Source organism: Streptomyces qinglanensis, assembly GCF_900111245.1.
Classification (GTDB): Bacteria; Actinomycetota; Actinomycetes; order Streptomycetales; family Streptomycetaceae; genus Streptomyces; species Streptomyces qinglanensis.
Map to the genome: position 1 here is coordinate 300745 of NZ_FOGO01000002.1, position 20257 is coordinate 321001.

Below are 20257 nucleotides of genomic sequence, written 5' to 3' on the forward strand. Positions count from 1 at the left end.
CGGAGCGGGCCGGTTCTGTCGGAGCGGTGCGGCCGCCGGCGCGGTGCGGTCGTCCGCCGGCGCGGTGCGATCGTCCGTCGGCACCGTGCGGTTGTCCGTCAGCGCGGTGCGGTCGTCCGCCGGCGCGGTGCGATCGTCCGCCGGCACCGTGCGGTTGTCCGTCAGCGCGGTGCGGCCATCCACTGGTAGAGCGCCATCGCCACGCTGGTGGCCAAGTTGTAGCTGGAGACCTGCGGGCGCATCGGAAGCGCCACCAGGCGGTCGGCGCGGGCGCGCATCCCGGCCGAGAGGCCGTGCCGCTCCGAGCCGAAGGCCAGCATCGCCCCGTCGGGCACGGCCACGGACCGCAGGTCGGCGCCCTCCGGGTCGAAGGCGAGCAGCGGGCCGTCCGGGAGTTCGGCCACCTGGCACCGCGCGACCGGGGTGGCGAAGTGCAGTCCGGCGCCCGCCCGCACCGCGGCGGGGTGCCAGGGGTCGAGGTCGCCGGTGGTGAGCACACCGCCGGCCCCCGCACCCGCCGCCAGCCGGACCACCGCCCCCACGTTGCCGAGGTTGCGCGGGTTGTCGAGGACGACGAGCGGCGCCACCCGGTCCCCCGGCCCGACGGCTGCCGGGTCGGCGGCGGGGTCCCGGAGCGCGAGCGCCGCCACACCGGTGGGGTGCGCGCGTGGCACCAGAGCGCTCAGCGTCGCACCGGGCACCTCCTGCAGGAGTGCGCCGAGCGTGCCGGTCAGGTCGGGAGCGAGCTCCTCGGCGAGGGCGAGCGCAGCGCGGCGGTCGGTGGCGAGCGCGACCGGTACCCGCGCACCGAACCGCAGGGCGTGCTTGAGCGCGTGGAACCCGTCCAGCAGCACGCCGTCGGCCGCGTGGCGCGCCCACTGGCTCTCTGCCGTCTCCGCCGTCATCCGGTCCACCCTACGCGGCGCTCCGGACCACGCGTCCGGACCTCCGGCACTCCGGCAGGCGGCGCCCCCGGGCCCGTGGACCGGCACCCGCGGGGCGGCCTCAGACGGACACCTTCGGGACCTCCGCCGCGGGTTCCGGCTCCGGCAGGGGCACCCGGCGGCCGCGGCCCGGCAGCAGGCCCCCCGCCCGGCCGCCCAGTGCGGCGGTGCTCCGGCCGAGCCACATCAGGAAGACGGTCGGCAGGAAGACGGCGTCGGCCGCGATCATCGCCAGCGAGAAGAACGGCAGTCCGAGCAGCACGGCGATACTGACGTGCTCCGCGATCATGAAGGCCAGCAGGACGTTCTTCGCCCGCCGGTTGAGGAGGGTGAAGGGGAAGGCGACCTGGGTGGCGACGGTGCCGTAGGTGACCAGGAAGACCATGACGCCGTTGGCCGCCAGCAGGTGGCTCAGGTCGGGCCAGGGTGTGAAGTAGTCCAGGTTCATCGGGTAGTAGACGGCCGTGCCGTCCTGCCAGCGGGTGCCCTGGATCTTGAACCAACCGGCCGTCGAGTAGACCAGGCAGACTTCGATCATGATGACGAGCAGCACGCCGTTGTGCACCAGGTTGGCGAGGATGTCGCACACGTCGCGCAGCTCGCGTACCGCCGCACCGCCGCGCGCGGCGGCCCGCTGGACGGACCACCACATTCCGTGCACGGCCCACAGCCCCCAGTAGAAGAGGGCCCAGCCGACGGTGAACCCGCCCGCGACGGTGCTGCCCAGCAGTACCGCGCCGAACACGGTCCACAGCACCACGCCGCCGACCCCGGCGTCGGTCCCGGCCGGACGCGCCCCGGCACCGGGCGCCGGCCCGGACCCCGAAGCCGCACCCGCCGGGCGCGGACCCGCCTCGTCGCCGGTGCTGCCCCCGGCCCGGGCCGCGGCTCCGGCGACCTCTCCGGCCGGCAGGTCACCGTTCGACAGCTCACCGTTCGACGAGGCACCGACCGACGAGGCACCGACTGACCGCTCACCGACTGACCGCTCACCGGCCGACGTCTCGGCGTCCGTTCCCGGCTGCGCGGCCCGGAGCTCCTCCGGGTGGTCCGCCGCGGCCTCCCGGCGCCGCAGGGCGCGCGCCGCGCGCCGGGCGTCCAGGGACCACACCTGCGCGCAGCGGGTGAAGACGAGGTACATCGACATCAGATGGATGACATTGTCGCCGCCGTCCCCCATGAAGACGCTGCGGTTCTGCAGCGAGAGCACCCCGACCATGAACAGCACGGTGGCGGCCCGGGTGTGCCAGCCGAGCAGCACGGCGGCGGCCGCCGCCAGCGCGACGACGTAGACGAGTTGGAACCAGTTGTCGCTGCTGGACCACATCAGGACCGAGAAGGCGTCGTTGGTCTCGATGAGCCGCTCCGCCAGCCCCCACGACCACGGGCTGTCGGGCCCGTAGAGCTCCTGCCGGTGCGGCCACTCGCGCAGCAGGAAGAAGAACCACGCCGCGCCGAATCCGATCCGCACGATCGCCGTCTGGTAGGGGCCGAGCGCCTGCGCGGTGACCCGGGTCAGACCGCGCGAGACGCACCGCTCGATCCGCACGCGCAGGCCGTGCACCCCCATGTACCGTCCCTGGTCGGTCACTTGCCGCCTCCCGGCAGGTCGGCGCTGGTGACGTGCCACCAGGGCTGCACGGTGTACCTGGTCTTCACCTCGGTGCGCTCGTCGCTCCAGTCGGGCGGGGCGACCGGAGTGACGGCGGAGCGCACCTGGATGCGCTCGACGCTGCCGCCGTTGAGTTCGGGGCCGAAGCGCAGCATCACGATGCGCTTGATGTACTGCTCGGAGAGCGCGCCGCGGAGCCCGACGGGCTTGCCCTTCTCGTCGTGGTTGTCGACGTAGAACTCCCAGGCGCGGCGCAGTTCGTTCTGCTGGGTGTGGCTGGGAGCCGGGTTGCCGTGGATGGCCGCGCCGTCCATGGCGCTCAGATCGACCCAGCCGGTGGTCTCCGTGCTGCCGTCCTTGGCGACCGTGGCGCGAGCGTGCACGGCGACGTTCTGCTGCAGCGGATTGGGGGCGAACAGTTTCCAGTTGCGCTCGAACTCCGGGTAGACGTAGGAGTCGACGAGTTCCCCGTGCCGCTTGCTGATCGTGTTTTCCGGGGCTGTCTGCAGGAAGACCATCGCCACGTGGAACGCGATTCCGACCGTGACGACGGCCACGGCTATCGCGACGAAGATCCGCGCGGGCAGCGAGAGCGCGGCGATCCCGCGCATGCCTTCCCCCCCGGGCGCCTGGTGCGCCGCTGGCTCCATGCCCTACCCCTGCTCCCCATGTTTTTCATGCCCATGACCGGGCTGGTCCGCCTCAGAGACTCTCAGAGGGTACTGGGGCGGAGCCCCTCCGCCCCGTCGGTCGGCGGCATTCGCTCTTGACAGCCCCGGACCCCGCACTCATCCTTGAACCGAACGATCGGTCGGTCGGCTGGAAACCGAGGGATCAGGGGGCTCTATGACACCGGTGACATCGCCGCCGCGCGGCCGCGCGGCGGGAGCGGACGGGCCGCCGGACGGCTCCGGCCCCGGACTGGAGGCCGAGGACGTACAGGCCGCCTTCGACGCCGCGGTCGCCGCCGACGAGCGCATCGAGCCGCGGGACTGGATGCCGGACACCTACCGCTCCACCCTGGTGCGCCAGATCGCCCAGCACGCGCACTCCGAGATCATCGGCATGCAGCCGGAGGCGAACTGGATCACCCGCGCCCCCTCGCTGCGCCGCAAGGCGATCCTGATGGCCAAGGTGCAGGACGAGGCGGGCCACGGCCTGTACCTCTACGGCGCCGCCGAGACGCTGGGCACGAGCCGCGACGAACTGCTCGACAAGCTGCACGCCGGCCGCCAGAAGTACTCCTCGATCTTCAACTACCCCACGCTCACCTGGGCGGACGTCGGCGCCATCGGCTGGCTGGTGGACGGCGCGGCCATCACCAACCAGGTACCGCTGTGCCGCTGCTCGTACGGCCCCTACGCCCGTGCCATGGTGCGCATCTGCAAGGAGGAGTCCTTCCACCAACGCCAGGGCTACGAACTGCTGCTGGCCCTGACCCGCGGCACCGAGGCCCAGCGTGCGATGGCACAGGACGCGGTGGACCGCTGGTGGTGGCCCTCGCTGATGATGTTCGGCCCACCGGACGACGAGTCGTCGCACAGTGCGCAGTCCATGGCCTGGAAGATCAAACGGCACTCCAACGACGAGTTGCGGCAGCGCTTCGTGGACATCTGCGTGCCCCAGGCCGAGGCGCTGGGCGTGACTCTGCCCGACCCCGAGTTGCGCTGGAACGAGGAGCGCGGCCACTGGGACTTCGGCGCCATCGACTGGCAGGAGTTCCGCGAGGTGCTCAAGGGCAACGGCCCCTGCAACGAGCAGCGGCTGCACCGCCGCCGCACGGCGCACGAGAACGGCGCCTGGGTCCGGGAGGCGGCAGCGGCGCACGCCGCCAAGCACACCGCCACGCACGCCACCGGCCACACCGCCGACCACGCTGCCGACCGCACCGCCGCGGACCGGGACGACCGGGTGGAGCCGGCAGCCGCCGGCCCGGCACAGCCGAACACCGCACCGGACACCGCACCGGACACCGCACCGGACGGCGCGGGTGCGCCGTCCGCCTCCCGGAGCACGAGGAGTCGAGCATGAGCGCCGAATGGCCCCTGTGGGAGGTCTTCGTCCGCAGCAGGCGCGGCCTCTCGCACACCCACGCGGGCAGCCTGCACGCCCCGGACGCCCAGATGGCGCTCCGCAACGCGCGGGACCTGTTCACCCGCCGCTCCGAGGGCGTCTCCCTGTGGGTGGTCCCCTCCGACGAGATCACCGCCTCCTCGCCCGACGAGAAGGACCCCTTCTTCGCACCCGCCGCCGACAAGCCCTACCGCCATCCGACCTTCTACGAGGTGCCCGAGGGGGTGCGGAACCTGTGACCAGCCCCGCACCCCCGGCGCCGGCGACCCTCCCGCTCGGCGACGACGCGCTGATCCTCTCCCACCGCCTCGGCGAGTGGGCCGGGCACGCCCCGGTCCTGGAGGAGGAGGTGGCGCTGGCCAACATCGCGCTGGACCTGCTGGGCCAGGCCCGCGCCCTGTACGCCGGACTCTCCGACCTCCTGGGCAGCGAGGACGAGATCGCCTTCCTCCGGGAGGAACGCGCTTTCCGCAACTGCCAGTTGACCGAGCAGCCCAACGGCGACTTCGCCCACACCATCGTCCGGCAGCTCTTCTTCTCCACCTACCAGCAGCCGCTCTTCGCCCAGCTCTCCCCGGTGCTTCCGCTGGCGGCCAAGGCCGTCCGCGAGACGGCCTACCACCGCGACCACGCGGAGCAGTGGACCCTGCGGCTGGGCGACGGCACCGAGGAGAGCCACACCCGTACCCAGCGCGCCGCCGACACGCTGTGGCGGTACACGGGCGAACTCTTCCAGCCCGTCGAAGGGCTGGAGGTGGACTGGCCGGGGCTGGCGGAGGAGTGGCACGCCTCCATCGGCGACGTCTTCGCCCGCGCCGGACTCACCGTCCCGGCGGGCCCGAGCGAGGGTGCCTGGTCGGCCGGTGCGGGCCGCCAGGGGCTGCACACCGAGCCGTTCGGACTGCTGCTGGCCGAGATGCAGCACCTGCACCGCAGCCATCCGGGGGCGGCATGGTGACCGCGTCGTCCCGGTCGGCCTCCTTCGCCGCGCTGGCCGGGGCGGTGCCCGATCCGGAGCTGCCGGTGATCACCCTCGCCGAACTGGGCGTGCTGCGCCGGGTGGAGGAACCGGAGCCAGGGCACGTGCTGGTCGAGCTGACCCCGACCTACACCGGCTGCCCGGCCGTCGAGGCGATGGCCGCGGACATCGAACAGGTGCTGCGGTCCGCCGGTGCCGCACAGGTCGAGGTCCGCACGGTGCTGGTGCCGCCCTGGTCGAGTGACGACATCAGCGCGGAGGGCCGCCGCAAGCTCGCCGAGCACGGCGTCGCCCCGCCGCGCCCCGGGGCCCGCACCGCCGACCCGGGCCCCGTCCTGCTGGGCCTCTCCCCCACCCGGCACACGACGGAACACGCGCGGCCGTCCGCTCCGGAGCCGGTCCGCTGCCCGCACTGCGGCGCGGCGGACACGGAGCTGCTCAGCCGGTTCTCGTCCACGGCCTGCAAGGCGCTGCGGCGCTGCACCGCATGTCAGGAGCCGTTCGACCACTTCAAGGAGGTGTGAGGGTGCCCGCCTTCCATCCGTTGCGCGTCCGCTCGGTCGAGCCGCTGACCGACGACGCGGCCGCACTCACCCTCGAGGTGCCGCCCGAACTGCGGGAGACCTTCGGCTACACCCCGGGCCAGCACCTCACCCTGCGGCGGAGGAACGAGCGGGGCGAGGAGATCCGCCGCACCTACTCGCTGTGCGACCCGGCCACGCCCCGGCCCGAGACGCTCCGGGTGGGTATCCGGCTGGTGGAGGGCGGCGAGTTCTCGACGTACGCGCTCAAGGAGCTGACCGCGGGCGGCACCGTCGAGGCCCTGCCGCCGATGGGCCGGTTCGTGCTGGAGCCCCGTGCGGGCCGGTTCGCCGCCGTGGTGGGCGGCAGCGGCATCACTCCGGTGCTGTCCATCGCGGGCACGCTGCTGGCACGCGAGCCGGAGGCCCGCTTCTGCCTGATACGCAGCGATCGCAGCACGGACTCGACGATGTTCCTGGAAGAGGTGGCCGACCTCAAGGACCGCTATCCAGGGCGCTTCCATCTGGTGACGGCGCTCTCCCGCGAGGAGCAGCACAGTGGACTGCCCTCCGGGCGGCTGGACGAGGAGCGGTTGACCGCGTTGCTGCCCGCACTGCTGTCCGGGCCCGGGGTGCGGGAGACGGACGGCTGGTTCCTGTGCGGCCCGCTGGGGCTGGTGGAGGGCGCGGCCAAGGCGCTGCGGACGCTGGAGGTACCCGCGAACCGCGTCCACCAGGAGATCTTTCACGCGGAGGCGGCCGCCGCGGCACCTCCGCCGCCCGCCCGGACGGTGCCCGGATCCGCCACGGTGCGCGCCACCCTGGCCGGGCGCAGCGGCAGTTGGCCGGTGCGGGAGGGGGAGAGCCTGTTGGAGGCGGTGCTGCGGAACCGGACCGATGCCCCGTACGCCTGCAAGGGCGGGGTCTGCGGCACCTGCCGCGCCCGGCTGCTGGGCGGTGAGGTGCATATGGACCGCAACTTCGCCTTGGAGGAGGAGGAGTTGTCGGTCGGCTATGTCCTGGCCTGCCAGTCCCACCCCCTCACGGAGGAGGTGGAGGTGGACTTCGACGCGTAGGGCCTCCGCCGCCGAGGGATCGGCGCGGCCGGTTCCGGCCCTCCGGGTGCTCCGGGTGCTCCGGCCCTCTGGCGCAGTTCCTCCCCGGCCTTTAATCTGACGCATCGTCAGTTCGTTTGGGAGGGCAACCCGGGGAGAGCGCCATGGACTTCAGCTTCAGCGAAGAGCAGCAGGCCGCCCAGGAAGCCGCCAGGGGCGTCTTCTCGGTGGTCGCCCCGGACTCCGTGGGCAGTCCCGCCCTGTCACCCGGCGCGGTCGCCGAGGACTTCGACCGGGAGCTGTGGCAGCGGCTGGCGCGGGCCGACCTGCTCGGGCTCACCGTGCCCGAGGCGCACGGCGGCCTGGGGCTGGACCCAGTGGCGCTGTGCCTGGTGCTGCGCGAGGCCGGCCGGGTACTGGCTCGGGTGCCGCTGCTGGAGACCAGTGCCGCGGCCTGGATCCTGGCCGCCCACGGGTCCGCGGAGCAGCAGACCGCGCTGCTGCCGCGGGTCGTGGCGGGCGAGCTGGCGCTCACCGTCGCGGGGCAGGGACGCACGGGCCATGAGCCTGCCGAACGCGCCGTGCGGGCGAACCCGGCGGAGGACGACGAGGGCGGCTGGGTCCTGGACGGGGTCCAGACGGCCGTGCCGTGGGCGGAGACGGCCGACCTCGTCGTCGTACCGGCGCACACGGCCGAGGGCCGCACGCTGCTGGCGCTCGTCGCGCCCGAGGGCGGTGCCGGGGTCACCCTCGCCGCGCAGGCGTCCACCAACGGCGAGCGCTACGCCGAGGTGCGACTGGACGGGGCGCGGGTGGCGGCCCGCGACGTCCTCGACGCACCCGGTGCGACGGACCGGCTGCACCGGCTGCTGACCACCGGCACCTGCGCGCTGGCGCTCGGTCTGGGAAACCGGGTGCTGGAGATGACCAGCGAGTACGTCAGCCGACGCGAGCAGTTCGGGTTCCCCGTCGCCACGTTCCAGGCGGTGGCCGTCCAGGCGGCCGACCGGTACATCGACCTGCGCGCCATGGAGGCGACGCTCTGGCAGGCCGCCTGGCGGCTGGATCCGGCCGATGTGGCCGTGGCGAAGATGTGGGCGTCCGACGGTGTGCGCAGGGTGGTGCAGACGGCGCAGCATCTGCACGGCGGCATGGGCGCCGACACCGAGTATCCGCTGCACCGCTTCCACGCCTGGGCCAAGCAGTGGGAGCTCTCCTACGGCCCGGCAGCAGCGCACGAGGCGGCCCTCGCCGAGCTCGCCGTCCGCTGAGTTCCGCGCCCGGCCCGGCCCGTACGGGACGCCCGCCCCGGCCGTCCGCCGGGCCCGCGCGGGCGGGATCGTCCCGCACCGCCGCGGACCGCCGTCAGGCGGGGGGACGGACCGGTCACCGGCGAGCCGGTCACCCGCTGATCGGTCACCGGCGGATCGGTCACCGGCGAGCCGTCACTGTACGAACGCCGGGTCCGCGTCGCCCTCCAGCGGGCGGCCCGCGCTCTGCCAGGCCAGCATCCCGCCGTCGACGTTGACCGCGTCCACACCCTGCTGGGAGAGGTAGCCCGCGACCTGCGCCGAGCGGCCGCCGACCCGGCAGACGACGTACACCGGACCGCCGTCACCGAGGCGTTCGGTCAGCTCGCCCTGCCGGGCGACGAACTCGCTCATCGGGATGTGCAGCGCGCCGGGAGCGCGTCCGGCGGCCCATTCGTCGTCCTCGCGGACGTCCAGCAGCAGCGCGTCGGCCGGCACGGAGGCGGCGTCGGTCTGCCGTACCTGCCCGGGAACGGGGTTCATTCCTGCTCTCCCTCTCTCAGCCGGGCGAGCTCCCGCTCGCGCTCGGCCACCTGTCCGAGCAGTTGCTCGGCGATCTCGTCCAGCAGCGCGTCGGGATCGTCGGGCGCCAGCTTCAGCATGGCCCCGATCGCGCTTTCCTCCAGCTCCGCGGCCATGTCGGCGAGCATCTCCTTGCGCCGCGCCAGCCACTCCAGCCGGGCGTACAGCTCCTCGCTGCGCAACAGTTCGGCCATGGGAGCGGGCAGCGGGCCCGCCTCCCACTCCTCGGCGAGTGCGGCGAGCGCGGGCGCGTCACCGTCCGCGTACGCCTTGTTCACCCGCACGAGGAACGCCTCCCGCCGCTCGCGCTCGGCGTCGTCCTGCGCGAGGTCGGGGTGGGCCTTGCGCACCAGGTCCCGGTACGCCTTGCGGGCCTCCTCGCTGGGCCGCACCCGGCCCGGCGGACTGACGGGCTGCTCGTTGAGCATCGCCTGGGCCTCGGGGAGCATGCCGGTCGAGTCGATCCAGCCGAAGAAGAGCTCCTCGACCTGGGGCATGGGCAGGACGGCGCCGCGTGCCGCGTCGGCCTTCCGGATGTCCTCGGGGTCGCCGGTGCGGGCCGCGATGGCCTCCGCGATCTGCGCCTCCAGCTCGTCGAGCCGCGCGTAGACGGGGCCCAGCCGCTGGTGGTGCAGCCGGGAGAAGTTCTCCACCTCGACGCGGAAGGTCTCGACCGCGATCTCGTACTCGATCAGCGCGGCCTCCGCGGCCCGTACCGCCTTCTCCAGGCGCTCGGTGCCGGGCTCCGCGCTCGCCTCCGGCGGCCGACTCGCCTCCGGAGCCTCCGCCCCGGGAGCAGGGGACTCCGGGGTGTCGCTCGCCGGGGGATCTTCGCTCGCCTGGGCGGGGGAGTTGGAGTTCATCGGGACCACCCTACGACCGCCGCGCGCCGCCCCGGATCCGGACGGTCCGGTGGGCCGGGAGGGATGGGGCGGGGACGGGGGACGGGGGACGAGGGACGGGGGACGGGGGGGGGACGGGGGACGGGGGACGGGGAGGGACGAGGGACAGGAGACGGAACCCCGGGCCCCGGGGGCCGGTAGGACAGGACGGAGCAGGCCGGGACAGGACGGATCAGCCCGGGACAGAGCTTCCCGGGCTCAGCGCCGGAATGCTTCCGGACAGGACCCCGCGGAGTCCGGGAGGTGGCCGTCTGCCCAGCGGGTGAGCTCCACCATGGCGGGCTTCAGCGCGTGCCCGGAGTCGGTGAGGCGGTAGCTGACCCGCAGCGGCGGGCCCTCCTCGACGGAGCGGAAGACCAGGCCGAGCGTCGCCAGTTCGGTCAGCCGGTCGGAGAGCATCCGCTCGCTGATGCCCGGAACGGCGCGGCGCAGCTCGGTGAAGTGGCCCGGGCCGCTCATCAGGGCGGCCAGGATCAGCCCCGTCCACCGCTTGCCGAGCACATGGAAGACGCGGGTGACGGCGCTCTCCGGCGGGGTGCAGACCGCGGCCGCGACCCCCTCCTGCGACTGATCGCGCACCTCTCCAAGCTCTGACATGGCTCCAGGATACTGCGCCACCGCAAGTGGATGCAGAAAAGTAAGCCCCTGTGCTATACCTAGTTACGTCGGAAAGTTCGACAGCTTACGAATCACTAGGAGCTACCCATGGCTACTCTCCTGCACCTCGACACCTCGGTCTTCCCCGACGGCGCCTCGGTCTCCCGCTCCGTCACCGCCTCCTTCCGCGCGGCGTGGCAGGCCCAGCACCCGGACGGACAGGTGATCTACCGCGACCTGAACGCGGACCCGGTCCCGCACCTGGAGAGCCTCGGCGCGGGCGCCGGCTTCACGGCCCCCGCCGACCGCACCGCCGAACAGGCCGCCGCCTTCGCGCTGCGCGAGCAGCTGATCGGGGAGCTGGAAGCGGCGGACGCGGTGCTGATCGGCGCCCCGATGTACAACTACGCGATCCCCTCGACTCTCAAGGCATGGCTGGACCACGTGATCCTCATGGGGCGCACCACCGCCGCCGAGGCCCGGACAGCCGCCGGGAAGCCCGCCACGGTGGTCGCCAGCAGGGGCGGCGGCTACGGCCCCGGCACCCCGCGCGAGAACTTCGAGTTCGTCCTGCCCTACCTGGAGACGGTGCTGGGCCCGGAGGGCTTCGGGCTGGATGTCGAGTTCATCGTGCCGGAGCTCACGCTGGCCGCGTCGACGCCGGGCATGGAGCACCTCGTCGAGCCGGCCAGGACCTCCCGGGCCCGGGCCCATGAGGCCGCCGAAAGCCGCGGCAAGGAACTGGCGGCCCGGCTCGCGGCCTGACCGACGACCGCCGGACCCGCCCCCCGGCACCCCGGCAGGACTCCGGGGCCGCGACGCCGCCGAAGCGGACACCGGCGAACACCGGCGAACACCGCGGAGAAGCGGCGACTGCCGCGGACACACGCCCCCCGCAGGACGCGGTGCAGGACGCGACGCGGGACGCAGTACAGGACGCGACGCAGGACGCGCGGCACATGACGAAGGCCCCCACCGGAATCCGGTGAGGGCCTTCGTCGCTGTGCGCGAGGGGGGAGTTGAACCCCCACGTCCTTTCGGACACTGGAACCTGAATCCAGCGCGTCTGCCTATTCCGCCACCCGCGCATTGGGTGTTGCCGGCTCGCCCGGTGCGGGCGCCTGCCGACATCCAGAAGATTAGCACGCTGCCGGGGGTGGACTCACATCCGTATTCCGCCCCGCCACCTCGGAGCCTTCCACCGGCCACCACCCGCGGGGTCACCGCACCAGGCCGGACACTCGGTGCGGGACCCAGCGCGGGCGCTCTACTATCCATGCAAGGGTGTAGGGCGGTACGCGACTGCGGGCGGGGGCACGCGCGGACCACTGTGAGGGGCAACACTTGAGCACCGGGCCCCGGTGGGGAACCAGTCGTTCCCCCCGCGCGTGGATACGATCAGTAAGCAGTACCGCGGAAGCGTCGTGCCCGAAAGCCGGGGACACTGGGACGGAGACATCGAGACAGCCACCAGGGACGAAGCAGGCACTAGGCCGGAGAGCAGCTGGGAAGGAGGTGCGTCGTGGGAGTACTGAAGCGGTTCGAGCAGCGGCTCGAAGGACTCGTGAACGGCACCTTCGCGAAGGTGTTCAAATCCGAGGTGCAGCCTGTGGAGATCGCGGGCGCTCTCCAGCGCGAGTGCGACAACAACGCAACGATCTGGAATCGCGAGCGCACGGTCGTCCCCAACGACTTCGTCGTCGAACTCAGCCCGCCCGACTACGAGCGGCTCAGCCCCTACTCGGGCCAACTCGGGGACGAACTCGCCAGCATGGTGCGGGATTACGCCAAGCAGCAGCGCTACACGTTCATGGGACCGATCAAGGTCCATCTGGAGAAGGCCGACGATCTCGACACCGGCCTCTACCGGGTACGCAGCCGCACCCTCGCCTCCAGCACCTCCCAGCAGGCCCCGCAGCACGGCGGCGCGGCCCCGGCCGGAGGCGGCGGCGCCGGCGGATACCCGCCGCGCCCCGCGTCGGCGCCGCCCGCACCCAGCTCCCCGCCGTCCTACGCGCCGGGTCCCTCCGGGTCGGCCGGGCCGCTGCCGGGCACCGAGACGCGGCGCTGGGTCGAGATCAACGGCAACCGCCACCAGATCTCCGGCCCGACCCTGGTCCTCGGCCGCAGCACCGAGGCCGACGTACGGATCGACGACCCCGGAGTCTCCCGCCGGCACTGCGAGATCCGGGCCGGAAACCCCTCCTCGATCCAGGATCTGGGCTCCACGAACGGGATCGTGGTAGACGGACAGCACACCACGCGCGCTACGCTCCGCGACGGCTCACGTGTCGTCGTGGGCAGTACCACGATCATTTACCGGCAAGCCGAAGGGTGAAGCGGGGGCAATGTCAGAGCTGACCCTCACGGTCATGCGGTTGGGGTTTCTCGCCGTACTGTGGCTGTTCGTCATCGTGTCCATCCAGGTCATCAGGAGCGACCTGTTCGGCACCAGGGTGACGCAGCGCACCGCCCGGCGGGCCGAGGCCCAGCGCCCCGCGCAGCGCCCCCAGCCGCAGCAGGCCCCGCAGGGCGGCGGCGGGAGGCGCGGGCGCGGCCGGAACGCCCCCAGCAAACTGGTCGTCACCGAGGGGTCGCTCACCGGCACCACGGTGGCCCTCCAGGGGCAGACCATCACCCTGGGCCGCGCACACGACTCCACGATCGTGCTGGACGACGACTACGCGTCCAGCCGGCATGCCAGGATCTACCCGGACCGTGACGGAAAGTGGATCGTCGAGGACCTCGGGTCGACCAACGGCACGTATCTCGACCGGACCCGGCTCACCACACCGACGCCGATCCCGCTCGAAGCGCCGATCCGTATCGGCAAGACGGTCATCGAGCTGCGGAAGTAGTACCGACATGACGACCGGAGGGTGGGCACCGTGCGGATGTACCCGGAGCCGACGGGCGAGGTGCGCATGAGCCTGTCACTGCACTTCGCCGCCGGATCACACGACGGCATGATCCGCGAGCACAACGAGGACTCGGGCTACGCCGGTCCGCGGCTGCTCGCGGTCGCCGACGGCATGGGCGGCCAGGCCGCCGGTGAGGTCGCCTCCTCCGAGGTGATCTCCGCCATGGTCCAGCTCGACGAGGACATCCCCGGCTCGGACATCCTCACCTCCCTCGGGACGACCGTGCAGCGCGCCAACGACCAGTTGCGCGTCATGGTCGAGGAGGACCCGCAGCTCGAGGGCATGGGCACCACGCTGACCGCGCTGCTGTGGACGGGCCGCCGGCTCGGCCTGGTGCACGTCGGCGACTCCCGTGCCTATCTGCTGCGGGACGGCCAGCTCACCCAGATCACCCAGGACCACACCTGGGTGCAGCGGCTGGTGGACGAGGGCCGGATCACCGAGGAGGAGGCCACCACCCACCCGCAGCGCTCGCTCCTGATGCGCGCCCTGGGCAGCGGCGACCACGTGGAGCCGGACCTCTCGATCCGCGAGGTGCGGGCCGGTGACCGCTATCTGCTGTGCTCGGACGGGCTCTCGGCAGTGGTCTCGCACCAGACCATCGAGGAGACGCTGGCCGGGTACCACGGCCCGCAGGACACCGTGCAGGAGCTGATCCAGCTCGCACTGCGCGGCGGCGGACCCGACAACATCACCTGCATCGTCGCCGACGTGCTGGACGTGGACGCCCTCAGCCCCGAGGACACCGTGCACGGCCGCCTCAACGACACCCCCGTCATCGTCGGCGCGGTCGCCGAGAGCCAGCAGGCACCGGGCGGCGACAGCACGGCGCGCAGCACCCCCGCGGCGCGGGCGGCGGAACTCGGACGCGGCGGGGGAGTGCCCCCGCAGGGCGGCTCCGCGGCCTCCGAGGGCTTCGGTCCGCCGAACGCCGACCCGGCCCCGCCGACCGGTGAGTTCGGCCCCTACACCGACGAGGACTTCGCCAAGCCCGGCAAGCGCAAGGGCCGCTGGCTCAAGCGCTCGCTGTGGATCGCGCTGGCGCTGGCCGTCGCGGGGGGCGGCCTGTACGGCGGTTACCGGTGGACGCAGACGCAGTACTACGTCGGCGCCAACGAGGACCACGTCGCCCTCTACCGGGGCATCAACCAGGAGCTGGCCGGCGTCAAGCTGCACAAGGTCGACCAGGACCACCCCGAGATCGAACTCAAGTACCTCGCCGGTTTCCAGCGCAAGGAACTCCGCGAGACGATCGCGATGAACAGCCGCGACGAGGCCCGCGCCAAACTGGACGAGCTGAGCGCCCAGTCCGAAGTCTGCAAGATCGTCGCCGAGCAGAAGAACTCCGGGGGCTCCGGGGACTCCGGGGACTCCGGGGACAAGGACAAGGGCGACAAGAGCAAGGACTCCGGCGACGGGGCGGGCGACTCCGAGAAGAAGCGCAAGGACGAGCAGAACGCGCCCGGCGACGCGACCACCGGCGGCACCGGCACGGGTACCGCAGGTGTCGGCGAGGCCGGCAACGGTGTGGGCACCGTCGCACACACCGCCTTCACCTCCGGCTCCACCAACGACACCACTGACGCCGCCTCCAGCACTCCCTCACCGAGCCCCGAGCTTTCGGAGAAGCAGCAGGAGCTGGCCAAGCAGTGCACCGGGCCGTAGGGGGCGGCACAGGCATGAGCAACCTCACCAACACGGGCAGCAACACCACCGTGTCCTCGGGCGGACTGCCCAGCCGCCGCAACACCGAGCTGGCGATGCTCGTCTTCGCCGTGCTCGTCCCCGTCTTCGCGTACGCCAACGTGGGACTGGCGATCAACGACGAGTTGCCCTCCGGCATGCTCGGCTACGGCTTCGGCATGGTGCTGCTGGCGGGGGTCGGCCACCTGGTGGTGCGCCGGTACGCGCCGTACGCGGACCCGCTGCTGCTGCCGCTGGCCACCCTGCTCAACGGGCTCGGGCTGGTGCTGATCTGGCGGCTGGACCAGTCCGAGCGGCTGCGCCAGCGCGCCGAGAGCCTCTTCGGCAGCTTCAGTCCGGACGCGCCCAAGCAGCTGATGTACTCCGCGATCGGGCTGGCGCTGTTCGTGGCGATCCTGCTGCTGCTGAAGGACCACCGCGTCCTGCAGCGCTACACCTACATCTCGATGGCCGTCGGCCTGGTGCTGCTGGTGCTTCCGGTGTTCTTCCCGCCGGTCAACGGCGCCCGGATCTGGGTGAAGCTGGGCTTCATCAACCTGCAGCCGGGTGAATTCGTGAAGATCATCATCGCGGTGTTCTTCGCGGGCTACCTGATGGTCAAGCGCGACGCGCTGGCCCTGGCGTCCCGCCGCTTCATGGGGCTGTACCTGCCGCGCGGCCGGGACCTCGGCCCGATCCTCGTCATCTGGGCGCTGAGCCTGATGATCCTGGTCTTCGAGACCGACCTGGGCACCTCGCTGCTCTTCTTCGGCCTCTTCGTGATCATGCTGTACGTCGCCACCGAGCGCACCAGTTGGATCGTCTTCGGCCTGCTGCTGTCGGCCGGCGGCGCCACCGTCGTGGCCACGTTCGAGCCGCACGTGCAGGACCGCGTCCAGGCGTGGCTGCACCCCTTCGCCAAGGAGACCATCGAGAGCACCGGGAGCGACCAGATCGCCCAGTCGCTGTGGGCGTTCGGCTCGGGCGGGGTGCTGGGCACCGGCTGGGGCCAGGGCAACTCGGACCTGATCGGCTTCGCCGCCAACTCCGACTTCATCCTCGCCACGGTCGGCGAGGAACTCGGGCTGACCGGCATGATGGCCGTCCTGATCATCTACGGGCTGATCGTCGAACGCGGCGTGCGCATCTCGCTCGCCGCCCGCGACCCGTTCGGCAAGCTGCTGGCCGTCGGCCTCTCCGGCGCCTTCGGGCTCCAGGTCTTCGTCGTCGCGGGCGGCGTGATGGGCCTGATCCCGCTGACCGGTATGACGATGCCGTTCCTGGCCTCCGGCGGCTCCTCGGTGCTCGCCAACTGGGCGCTGATCGGCATTCTGATCAGGATCAGCGACACCGCCCGCCGCCCGGCGCCCGCACCCGCACCGTCACCCGACGCCGAGATGACCCAGGTGGTCCGACCGTGAACAAGCCCCTGCGCCGCATCGCGATCTTCTGCGGTCTGCTGGTCCTGGCCCTGCTCGTACGGACCAACTGGCTGCAGTTCGTCCAGGCGGACGAGCTCAAGACCGACCCGAAGAACCGGCGCGTGGACATCGCGCGCTACGCCCAGCCCCGCGGCAACATCATCGTGGACGGCAAGGCGGTCACCGGCTCGACGGTCGTCAACGGCACCGACTTCAAGTACAAGCGCACCTACAAGAACGGCAAGCTGTGGTCGCCGGTCACGGGGTACGCCTCCCAGCGGATCGGCGCCAACCAGTTGGAGAAGCTCTACGACTCGTTCCTGACGGGCGACGACGACCGGCTGTTCTTCAACCGCACGATCGACATGATCACCGGGAAGCCGCAGAAGGGCGGCAACGTCGTCACGACGCTGAACGCCAAGGCGCAGAAGGCGGCCTACGACGGGCTCGGCGACAAGAAGGGCGCCGTCGCGGCGATCAACCCGAAGACCGGCGCCATCCTCGCGCTGGCCAACAAGCCCTCCTACGACCCGTCCACCTTCGCGGGCGTCAGCGGCGAGGACGGGGAGAAGTTCAAGAAGCTGGACGACGACGAGGACCAGCCGATGCTCAACCGGGCGCTGCGCCAGACGTACCCGCCCGGCTCCACCTTCAAGGTCGTCACCGCGGCTGCGGGGCTGGAGAGCGGGGACTACGACCTCGACTCCAAGACGGACTCCGAGGACCCGTACCGGCTGCCGAACTCGTCCACCGACCTGGGCAACGAGGGCAACAACCCGGCCTGCAAGAACGCCTCGATCCGGGTCGCGCTCCAGTGGTCGTGCAACACCGTCTTCGCGAAGATGAGTGACCAGTTGGGCAACGACAAGATGATCGAGGAAGCCGAGAAGTTCGGCTTCGAGAAGGACGTCAAGGGCGGCACACTGGACCCCGACCTGGACACTCCGGTGCGGCCCGCGAAGAGCATCTACCCCAAGGACAACCGTCCGCAGAACGCGATGGCGGGCATCGGCCAGGCGTCCAACCGCGCCACCCCGCTGCAGATGGCCATGGTCGCCTCGGCCGTCGCCAACGACGGCAAGCTGATGAAGCCCTACATGGTCGACCAGCTCGTCGCACCGAACCTCAACGTGGTCGAGCAGACCAAGCCGGAGGAGCTGAGCCGGCCGGTCTCGTCGGAGAACGCGCAGAAGCTCCAGTCGGCCATGGAGACGGTCGTGGAGAAGGGCACCGGAAAGTCGGGCCAGATCCCCGGCGTCACGGTGGGCGGCAAGACCGGTACCGCACAGCACGGCGAGAACAACAAGGACAATCCGTACGCATGGTTCATCTCGTACGCGAAGACCAGTGACGGATCTCCCGTCGCGGTCGCCGTCGTGGTGGAGAGTTCCGACACACTCCGCAGCGACATCGCGGGCGGCAAGCTGGCTGCCCCGATCGCCAAGGGCGTGATGGAGGCCGTCCTCGACGGCAAGCACTGACGCACACCAGCAGCATCGGGTGAGGCCGGTCACCACGGCCGCACCGGGCACGCACCCTGTGGCGGGTACCGTATGCCGAGCAGCACACCGCCGGGTCGCAAGCGTGGGGGTACCTCCCAGCCGGAGGCTGGGGGAGGTCCACGCGCCGCGGCACGGAAGACCGGAGAGGGCTGGAGACTATGGAAGAGCCGCGTCGCCTAGGCGGCCGGTACGAGCTGGGCTCGGTGCTCGGCCGCGGCGGCATGGCCGAGGTCTACGTCGCCCAGGACACCCGGCTGGGCCGCACGGTCGCGGTCAAGACGCTCCGCGTCGACCTCGCCCGCGATCCGTCGTTCCAGGCCCGCTTCCGCCGCGAAGCCCAGTCGGCCGCCTCGCTCAACCACCCGGCGATCGTCGCGGTCTACGACACGGGCGAGGACTACGTCGACGGGGTCTCCATCCCGTACATCGTCATGGAGTACGTGGACGGCTCCACCCTGCGTGAGCTGCTGCACTCCGGGCGCAAGCTGCTGCCCGAGCGGTCCATGGAGATGTGCGTCGGCATCCTCCAGGCCCTGGAGTACAGCCACCGCAACGGCATCGTCCACCGCGACATCAAGCCCGCCAACGTCATGCTGACCCGCACCGGCCAGGTGAAGGTCATGGACTTCGGCATCGCGCGCGCGATGGGCGACTCCGGCATGACCATGACGCAGACGGCCGCCGTGATCGGCACGGCGCAGTACCTCTCCCCCGAGCAGGCCAAGGGCGAGACCGTCGACTCCCGCTCCGACCTGTACTCCACCGGCTGCCTGCTGTACGAGCTGCTGACCGTCCGGCCGCCGTTCGTCGGCGACTCCCCGGTCGCCGTCGCCTACCAGCACGTCCGCGAGGAGCCGCAGCCGCCCAGCGCCTTCGACCCCGAGATCGCGCCCGCCATGGACGCGATCGTGATGAAGGCACTCGTCAAGGACCCGGACTACCGGTACCAGAGCGCGGACGAGATGCGCGCCGACATCGAGGCGTGCCTGGACGGCCAGCCCGTCGCCGCCGCGGCGATGGGCGCGGCCGGCTACCCCGAGGACCAGCCCACCGCGGCGCTGCGCGCCCAGGAGCCGCAGACCTCCATGCTGCCGCCGATGCGGTCGGACGACGGCGGCTTCTACGACGAGCAGCGCAGCCGCCGCAAGGGCAAGAACCCGCTCTCGACGATCCTGCTGGCACTCGCCGTGATCCTGGTACTGGTCGGCGCGATCTTCGTCGGCAAGGCGCTGCTCGACTCGCCCAGCAACGATGTCGACGTCCCCAACGTCACCGGGCTGTCCGCGTCCGATGCCGAGGAGCAGCTCGGCAACTCCGGGCTGAAGGCGGCCAAGGGCGACAGTGTCTACTGCGACGAGAAGAAGGACACCGTCTGCAAGACGGACCCGGGCATCGGCGAGAGCGTCGAACCCGACAGCACCGTCAGCCTGATCATGTCCAAGGGACCGCGGGACGAGGCACCCCGCAGCGTGCCCGACGTCACCGGCGACGTCTACGCGGACGCCAAGCAGAAGCTCAACGAGGCGGGCTTCAAGGTCGTCAAGAAGCAGCAGGAGTCCGAGGACCAGCAGGCCGGGACCGTGCTCAGCCAGGACCCCGGCGTCGGCCAGAAGGCCAAGAAGGGCTCCAAGGTCACGCTCACCGTGGCCACCGAGTCCCGGCCGACCGTGCCCAACGTCGTCGACAAGCCCTTCGACCAGGCCAAGAGCCAGCTCGAGGCGCTCGGCTTCAAGGTCTCCAAGTCCGAGCAGGAGAACGGGGGCAAGGCGGCCGGCACCGTGCTGAAGCAGGACCCGGGGCCCGGGAAGCAGCCGGAGGGCAGCACCATCACGCTGACCGTCGCCAAGGCTCCCGCCGACCAGCCCGCCATCGTGCCGGACGTCACCAACCAGAAGCTCAAGGACGCCAAGAAGTCGCTCCAGGAGGCCGGCTTCACGATCGGCAACGTCCAGGGCCCCCAGGAGGGCAAGTCCATCGTCATGACCACCAACCCGCCGCCCAACACCCAGGGCAAGAAGGGTGACAAGGTCGACATCGTCACGCGGCCCGGCGGTCCGGGCGACGGCAACGGCGGCGGGGACGACGGCGGCTTCTTCGGCGGCGGATGGGGCTCCGACTGATCCACCGTCCGCACCGGACGGGGCTGGATGACAACCCGCCGGGCTGCACGCACCCGCATCGACGGCGGGCGACGACCACGAGCCGGTAGTACCGG

General features: G+C 71.7%; 19 protein-coding genes and 1 tRNA gene. 13 read left to right on the plus strand and 7 right to left on the minus strand.

The genetic code is table 11. The annotated features are described in order from the left end of the window. Positions 1–161: 161 nt before the first annotated feature. From BMX65_RS05620 to BMX65_RS05630, 3 genes are all read right to left on the minus strand, one after another. Positions 162–905, minus strand: a complete 744-nt coding sequence (locus tag BMX65_RS05620; RefSeq protein ID WP_074999278.1) for a TrmH family RNA methyltransferase — start codon at positions 903–905, stop codon at positions 162–164. Positions 906–1005: 100 nt separating this feature from the next. After that, positions 1006–2535 carry an HTTM domain-containing protein gene (locus tag BMX65_RS05625; protein WP_074999018.1) on the minus strand — a complete coding sequence of 510 codons (1530 nt, stop codon included), beginning with the start codon at positions 2533–2535 and terminating at the stop codon, positions 1006–1008. Next, complete coding sequence (locus BMX65_RS05630; RefSeq protein ID WP_239502033.1) at positions 2532–3167, minus strand: DUF5819 family protein; 636 nt, start codon at positions 3165–3167, stop codon at positions 2532–2534. The genes BMX65_RS05625 and BMX65_RS05630 overlap by 4 nt, the downstream gene beginning before the upstream one ends. 235 nt (positions 3168–3402) lie before the next feature. On the opposite strand from BMX65_RS05630, the gene paaA reads away from it, so the two are divergent. The 6 genes from paaA (at position 3403) to BMX65_RS05660 (ending at position 8455) form a co-directional block, all read left to right on the plus strand. Then, the gene (paaA, locus tag BMX65_RS05635) at positions 3403–4587 is read left to right on the plus strand and encodes a 1,2-phenylacetyl-CoA epoxidase subunit PaaA (RefSeq protein ID WP_074999020.1); all 1185 of its coding nucleotides are present in this window, start codon (positions 3403–3405) and stop codon (positions 4585–4587) included. Then, positions 4584–4868, plus strand: a complete 285-nt coding sequence (paaB, locus tag BMX65_RS05640; RefSeq protein WP_074999021.1) for a 1,2-phenylacetyl-CoA epoxidase subunit PaaB — start codon at positions 4584–4586, stop codon at positions 4866–4868. The genes paaA and paaB overlap by 4 nt, the downstream gene beginning before the upstream one ends. Then, a complete protein-coding gene (gene paaC, locus BMX65_RS05645) occupies positions 4865–5587 on the plus strand; it encodes a 1,2-phenylacetyl-CoA epoxidase subunit PaaC (RefSeq protein WP_074999022.1) in 723 nt (240 codons plus the stop codon). Before paaB ends, paaC begins: the two co-directional genes overlap by 4 nt. Continuing rightward, on the plus strand, positions 5581–6132 hold the full coding sequence (gene paaD / locus BMX65_RS05650; RefSeq protein ID WP_074999023.1) for a 1,2-phenylacetyl-CoA epoxidase subunit PaaD: 552 nt from the start codon (positions 5581–5583) through the stop codon (positions 6130–6132). The genes paaC and paaD overlap by 7 nt, the downstream gene beginning before the upstream one ends. Next, on the plus strand, positions 6096–7205 hold the full coding sequence (locus BMX65_RS05655) for a 2Fe-2S iron-sulfur cluster-binding protein (protein ID WP_074999024.1): 1110 nt from the start codon (positions 6096–6098) through the stop codon (positions 7203–7205). The genes paaD and BMX65_RS05655 overlap by 37 nt, the downstream gene beginning before the upstream one ends. Before the next feature lie 143 nt (positions 7206–7348). Next, entirely contained in the window at positions 7349–8455 is a 1107-nt protein-coding gene (locus tag BMX65_RS05660; RefSeq protein WP_074999025.1) for an acyl-CoA dehydrogenase family protein, read from the plus strand. A gap of 174 nt (positions 8456–8629) precedes the next feature. Here the strand turns inward: BMX65_RS05660 and BMX65_RS05665 are convergent, their stop codons facing one another. The 3 genes from BMX65_RS05665 to BMX65_RS05675 form a co-directional block, all read right to left on the minus strand. Beyond that, a complete protein-coding gene (locus BMX65_RS05665) occupies positions 8630–8977 on the minus strand; it encodes a rhodanese-like domain-containing protein (protein ID WP_019356790.1) in 348 nt (115 codons plus the stop codon). Then, on the minus strand, positions 8974–9879 hold the full coding sequence (locus BMX65_RS05670; protein ID WP_074999026.1) for a J domain-containing protein: 906 nt from the start codon (positions 9877–9879) through the stop codon (positions 8974–8976). The genes BMX65_RS05665 and BMX65_RS05670 overlap by 4 nt, the downstream gene beginning before the upstream one ends. A 237-nt stretch (positions 9880–10116) precedes the next feature. Further along, positions 10117–10515, minus strand: a complete 399-nt coding sequence (locus BMX65_RS05675; RefSeq protein ID WP_074999027.1) for a winged helix-turn-helix transcriptional regulator — start codon at positions 10513–10515, stop codon at positions 10117–10119. A 108-nt stretch (positions 10516–10623) separates the two neighbouring features. Here BMX65_RS05675 and BMX65_RS05680 point away from each other — a divergent pair, with 108 nt between their 5' ends. Next, positions 10624–11280 carry an FMN-dependent NADH-azoreductase gene (locus tag BMX65_RS05680; RefSeq protein WP_074999028.1) on the plus strand — a complete coding sequence of 219 codons (657 nt, stop codon included), beginning with the start codon at positions 10624–10626 and terminating at the stop codon, positions 11278–11280. Positions 11281–11519: 239 nt separating this feature from the next. Here BMX65_RS05680 and BMX65_RS05685 read toward each other — a convergent pair. After that, positions 11520–11603: transfer RNA gene (locus tag BMX65_RS05685), tRNA-Leu, on the minus strand. A 434-nt stretch (positions 11604–12037) separates the two neighbouring features. Here BMX65_RS05685 and BMX65_RS05690 point away from each other — a divergent pair. The 6 genes from BMX65_RS05690 (at position 12038) to pknB (ending at position 20162) form a co-directional block, all read left to right on the plus strand. Beyond that, the gene (locus tag BMX65_RS05690; protein ID WP_074999029.1) at positions 12038–12853 is read left to right on the plus strand and encodes an FHA domain-containing protein; all 816 of its coding nucleotides are present in this window, start codon (positions 12038–12040) and stop codon (positions 12851–12853) included. A gap of 10 nt (positions 12854–12863) precedes the next feature. Next, positions 12864–13373, plus strand: coding sequence for an FHA domain-containing protein FhaB/FipA (locus BMX65_RS05695; RefSeq protein WP_019356785.1), 510 nt, complete (start codon positions 12864–12866; stop codon positions 13371–13373). A 21-nt stretch (positions 13374–13394) separates the two neighbouring features. Next, complete coding sequence (locus tag BMX65_RS05700; protein WP_074999030.1) at positions 13395–15101, plus strand: Stp1/IreP family PP2C-type Ser/Thr phosphatase; 1707 nt, start codon at positions 13395–13397, stop codon at positions 15099–15101. A 14-nt stretch (positions 15102–15115) separates the two neighbouring features. After that, positions 15116–16540 carry an FtsW/RodA/SpoVE family cell cycle protein gene (locus tag BMX65_RS05705; protein ID WP_074999279.1) on the plus strand — a complete coding sequence of 475 codons (1425 nt, stop codon included), beginning with the start codon at positions 15116–15118 and terminating at the stop codon, positions 16538–16540. Further along, entirely contained in the window at positions 16537–18021 is a 1485-nt protein-coding gene (locus BMX65_RS05710; protein WP_074999031.1) for a peptidoglycan D,D-transpeptidase FtsI family protein, read from the plus strand. Before BMX65_RS05705 ends, BMX65_RS05710 begins: the two co-directional genes overlap by 4 nt. Before the next feature lie 179 nt (positions 18022–18200). Continuing rightward, complete coding sequence (gene pknB / locus BMX65_RS05715) at positions 18201–20162, plus strand: Stk1 family PASTA domain-containing Ser/Thr kinase (RefSeq protein WP_074999032.1); 1962 nt, start codon at positions 18201–18203, stop codon at positions 20160–20162. Positions 20163–20257 lie beyond the last annotated feature (95 nt).

Coding starts and splice junctions, on each gene's coding strand:
- BMX65_RS05620 (WP_074999278.1), bottom strand. CDS start 905: ATGACGGCGGAGACGGCAGAGAGCCAGTGGGCGCGCCACGCGGCCGAC.
- BMX65_RS05630 (WP_239502033.1), bottom strand. CDS start 3,167: ATGCGCGGGATCGCCGCGCTCTCGCTGCCCGCGCGGATCTTCGTCGCG.
- paaA (WP_074999020.1), top strand. CDS start 3,403: ATGACACCGGTGACATCGCCGCCGCGCGGCCGCGCGGCGGGAGCGGAC.
- paaB (WP_074999021.1), top strand. CDS start 4,584: ATGAGCGCCGAATGGCCCCTGTGGGAGGTCTTCGTCCGCAGCAGGCGC.
- paaD (WP_074999023.1), top strand. CDS start 5,581: ATGGTGACCGCGTCGTCCCGGTCGGCCTCCTTCGCCGCGCTGGCCGGG.
- BMX65_RS05655 (WP_074999024.1), top strand. CDS start 6,096: ATGTCAGGAGCCGTTCGACCACTTCAAGGAGGTGTGAGGGTGCCCGCC.
- BMX65_RS05660 (WP_074999025.1), top strand. CDS start 7,349: ATGGACTTCAGCTTCAGCGAAGAGCAGCAGGCCGCCCAGGAAGCCGCC.
- BMX65_RS05665 (WP_019356790.1), bottom strand. CDS start 8,977: ATGAACCCCGTTCCCGGGCAGGTACGGCAGACCGACGCCGCCTCCGTG.
- BMX65_RS05670 (WP_074999026.1), bottom strand. CDS start 9,879: ATGAACTCCAACTCCCCCGCCCAGGCGAGCGAAGATCCCCCGGCGAGC.
- BMX65_RS05675 (WP_074999027.1), bottom strand. CDS start 10,515: ATGTCAGAGCTTGGAGAGGTGCGCGATCAGTCGCAGGAGGGGGTCGCG.
- BMX65_RS05680 (WP_074999028.1), top strand. CDS start 10,624: ATGGCTACTCTCCTGCACCTCGACACCTCGGTCTTCCCCGACGGCGCC.
- BMX65_RS05695 (WP_019356785.1), top strand. CDS start 12,864: ATGTCAGAGCTGACCCTCACGGTCATGCGGTTGGGGTTTCTCGCCGTA.
- BMX65_RS05705 (WP_074999279.1), top strand. CDS start 15,116: ATGAGCAACCTCACCAACACGGGCAGCAACACCACCGTGTCCTCGGGC.
- pknB (WP_074999032.1), top strand. CDS start 18,201: ATGGAAGAGCCGCGTCGCCTAGGCGGCCGGTACGAGCTGGGCTCGGTG.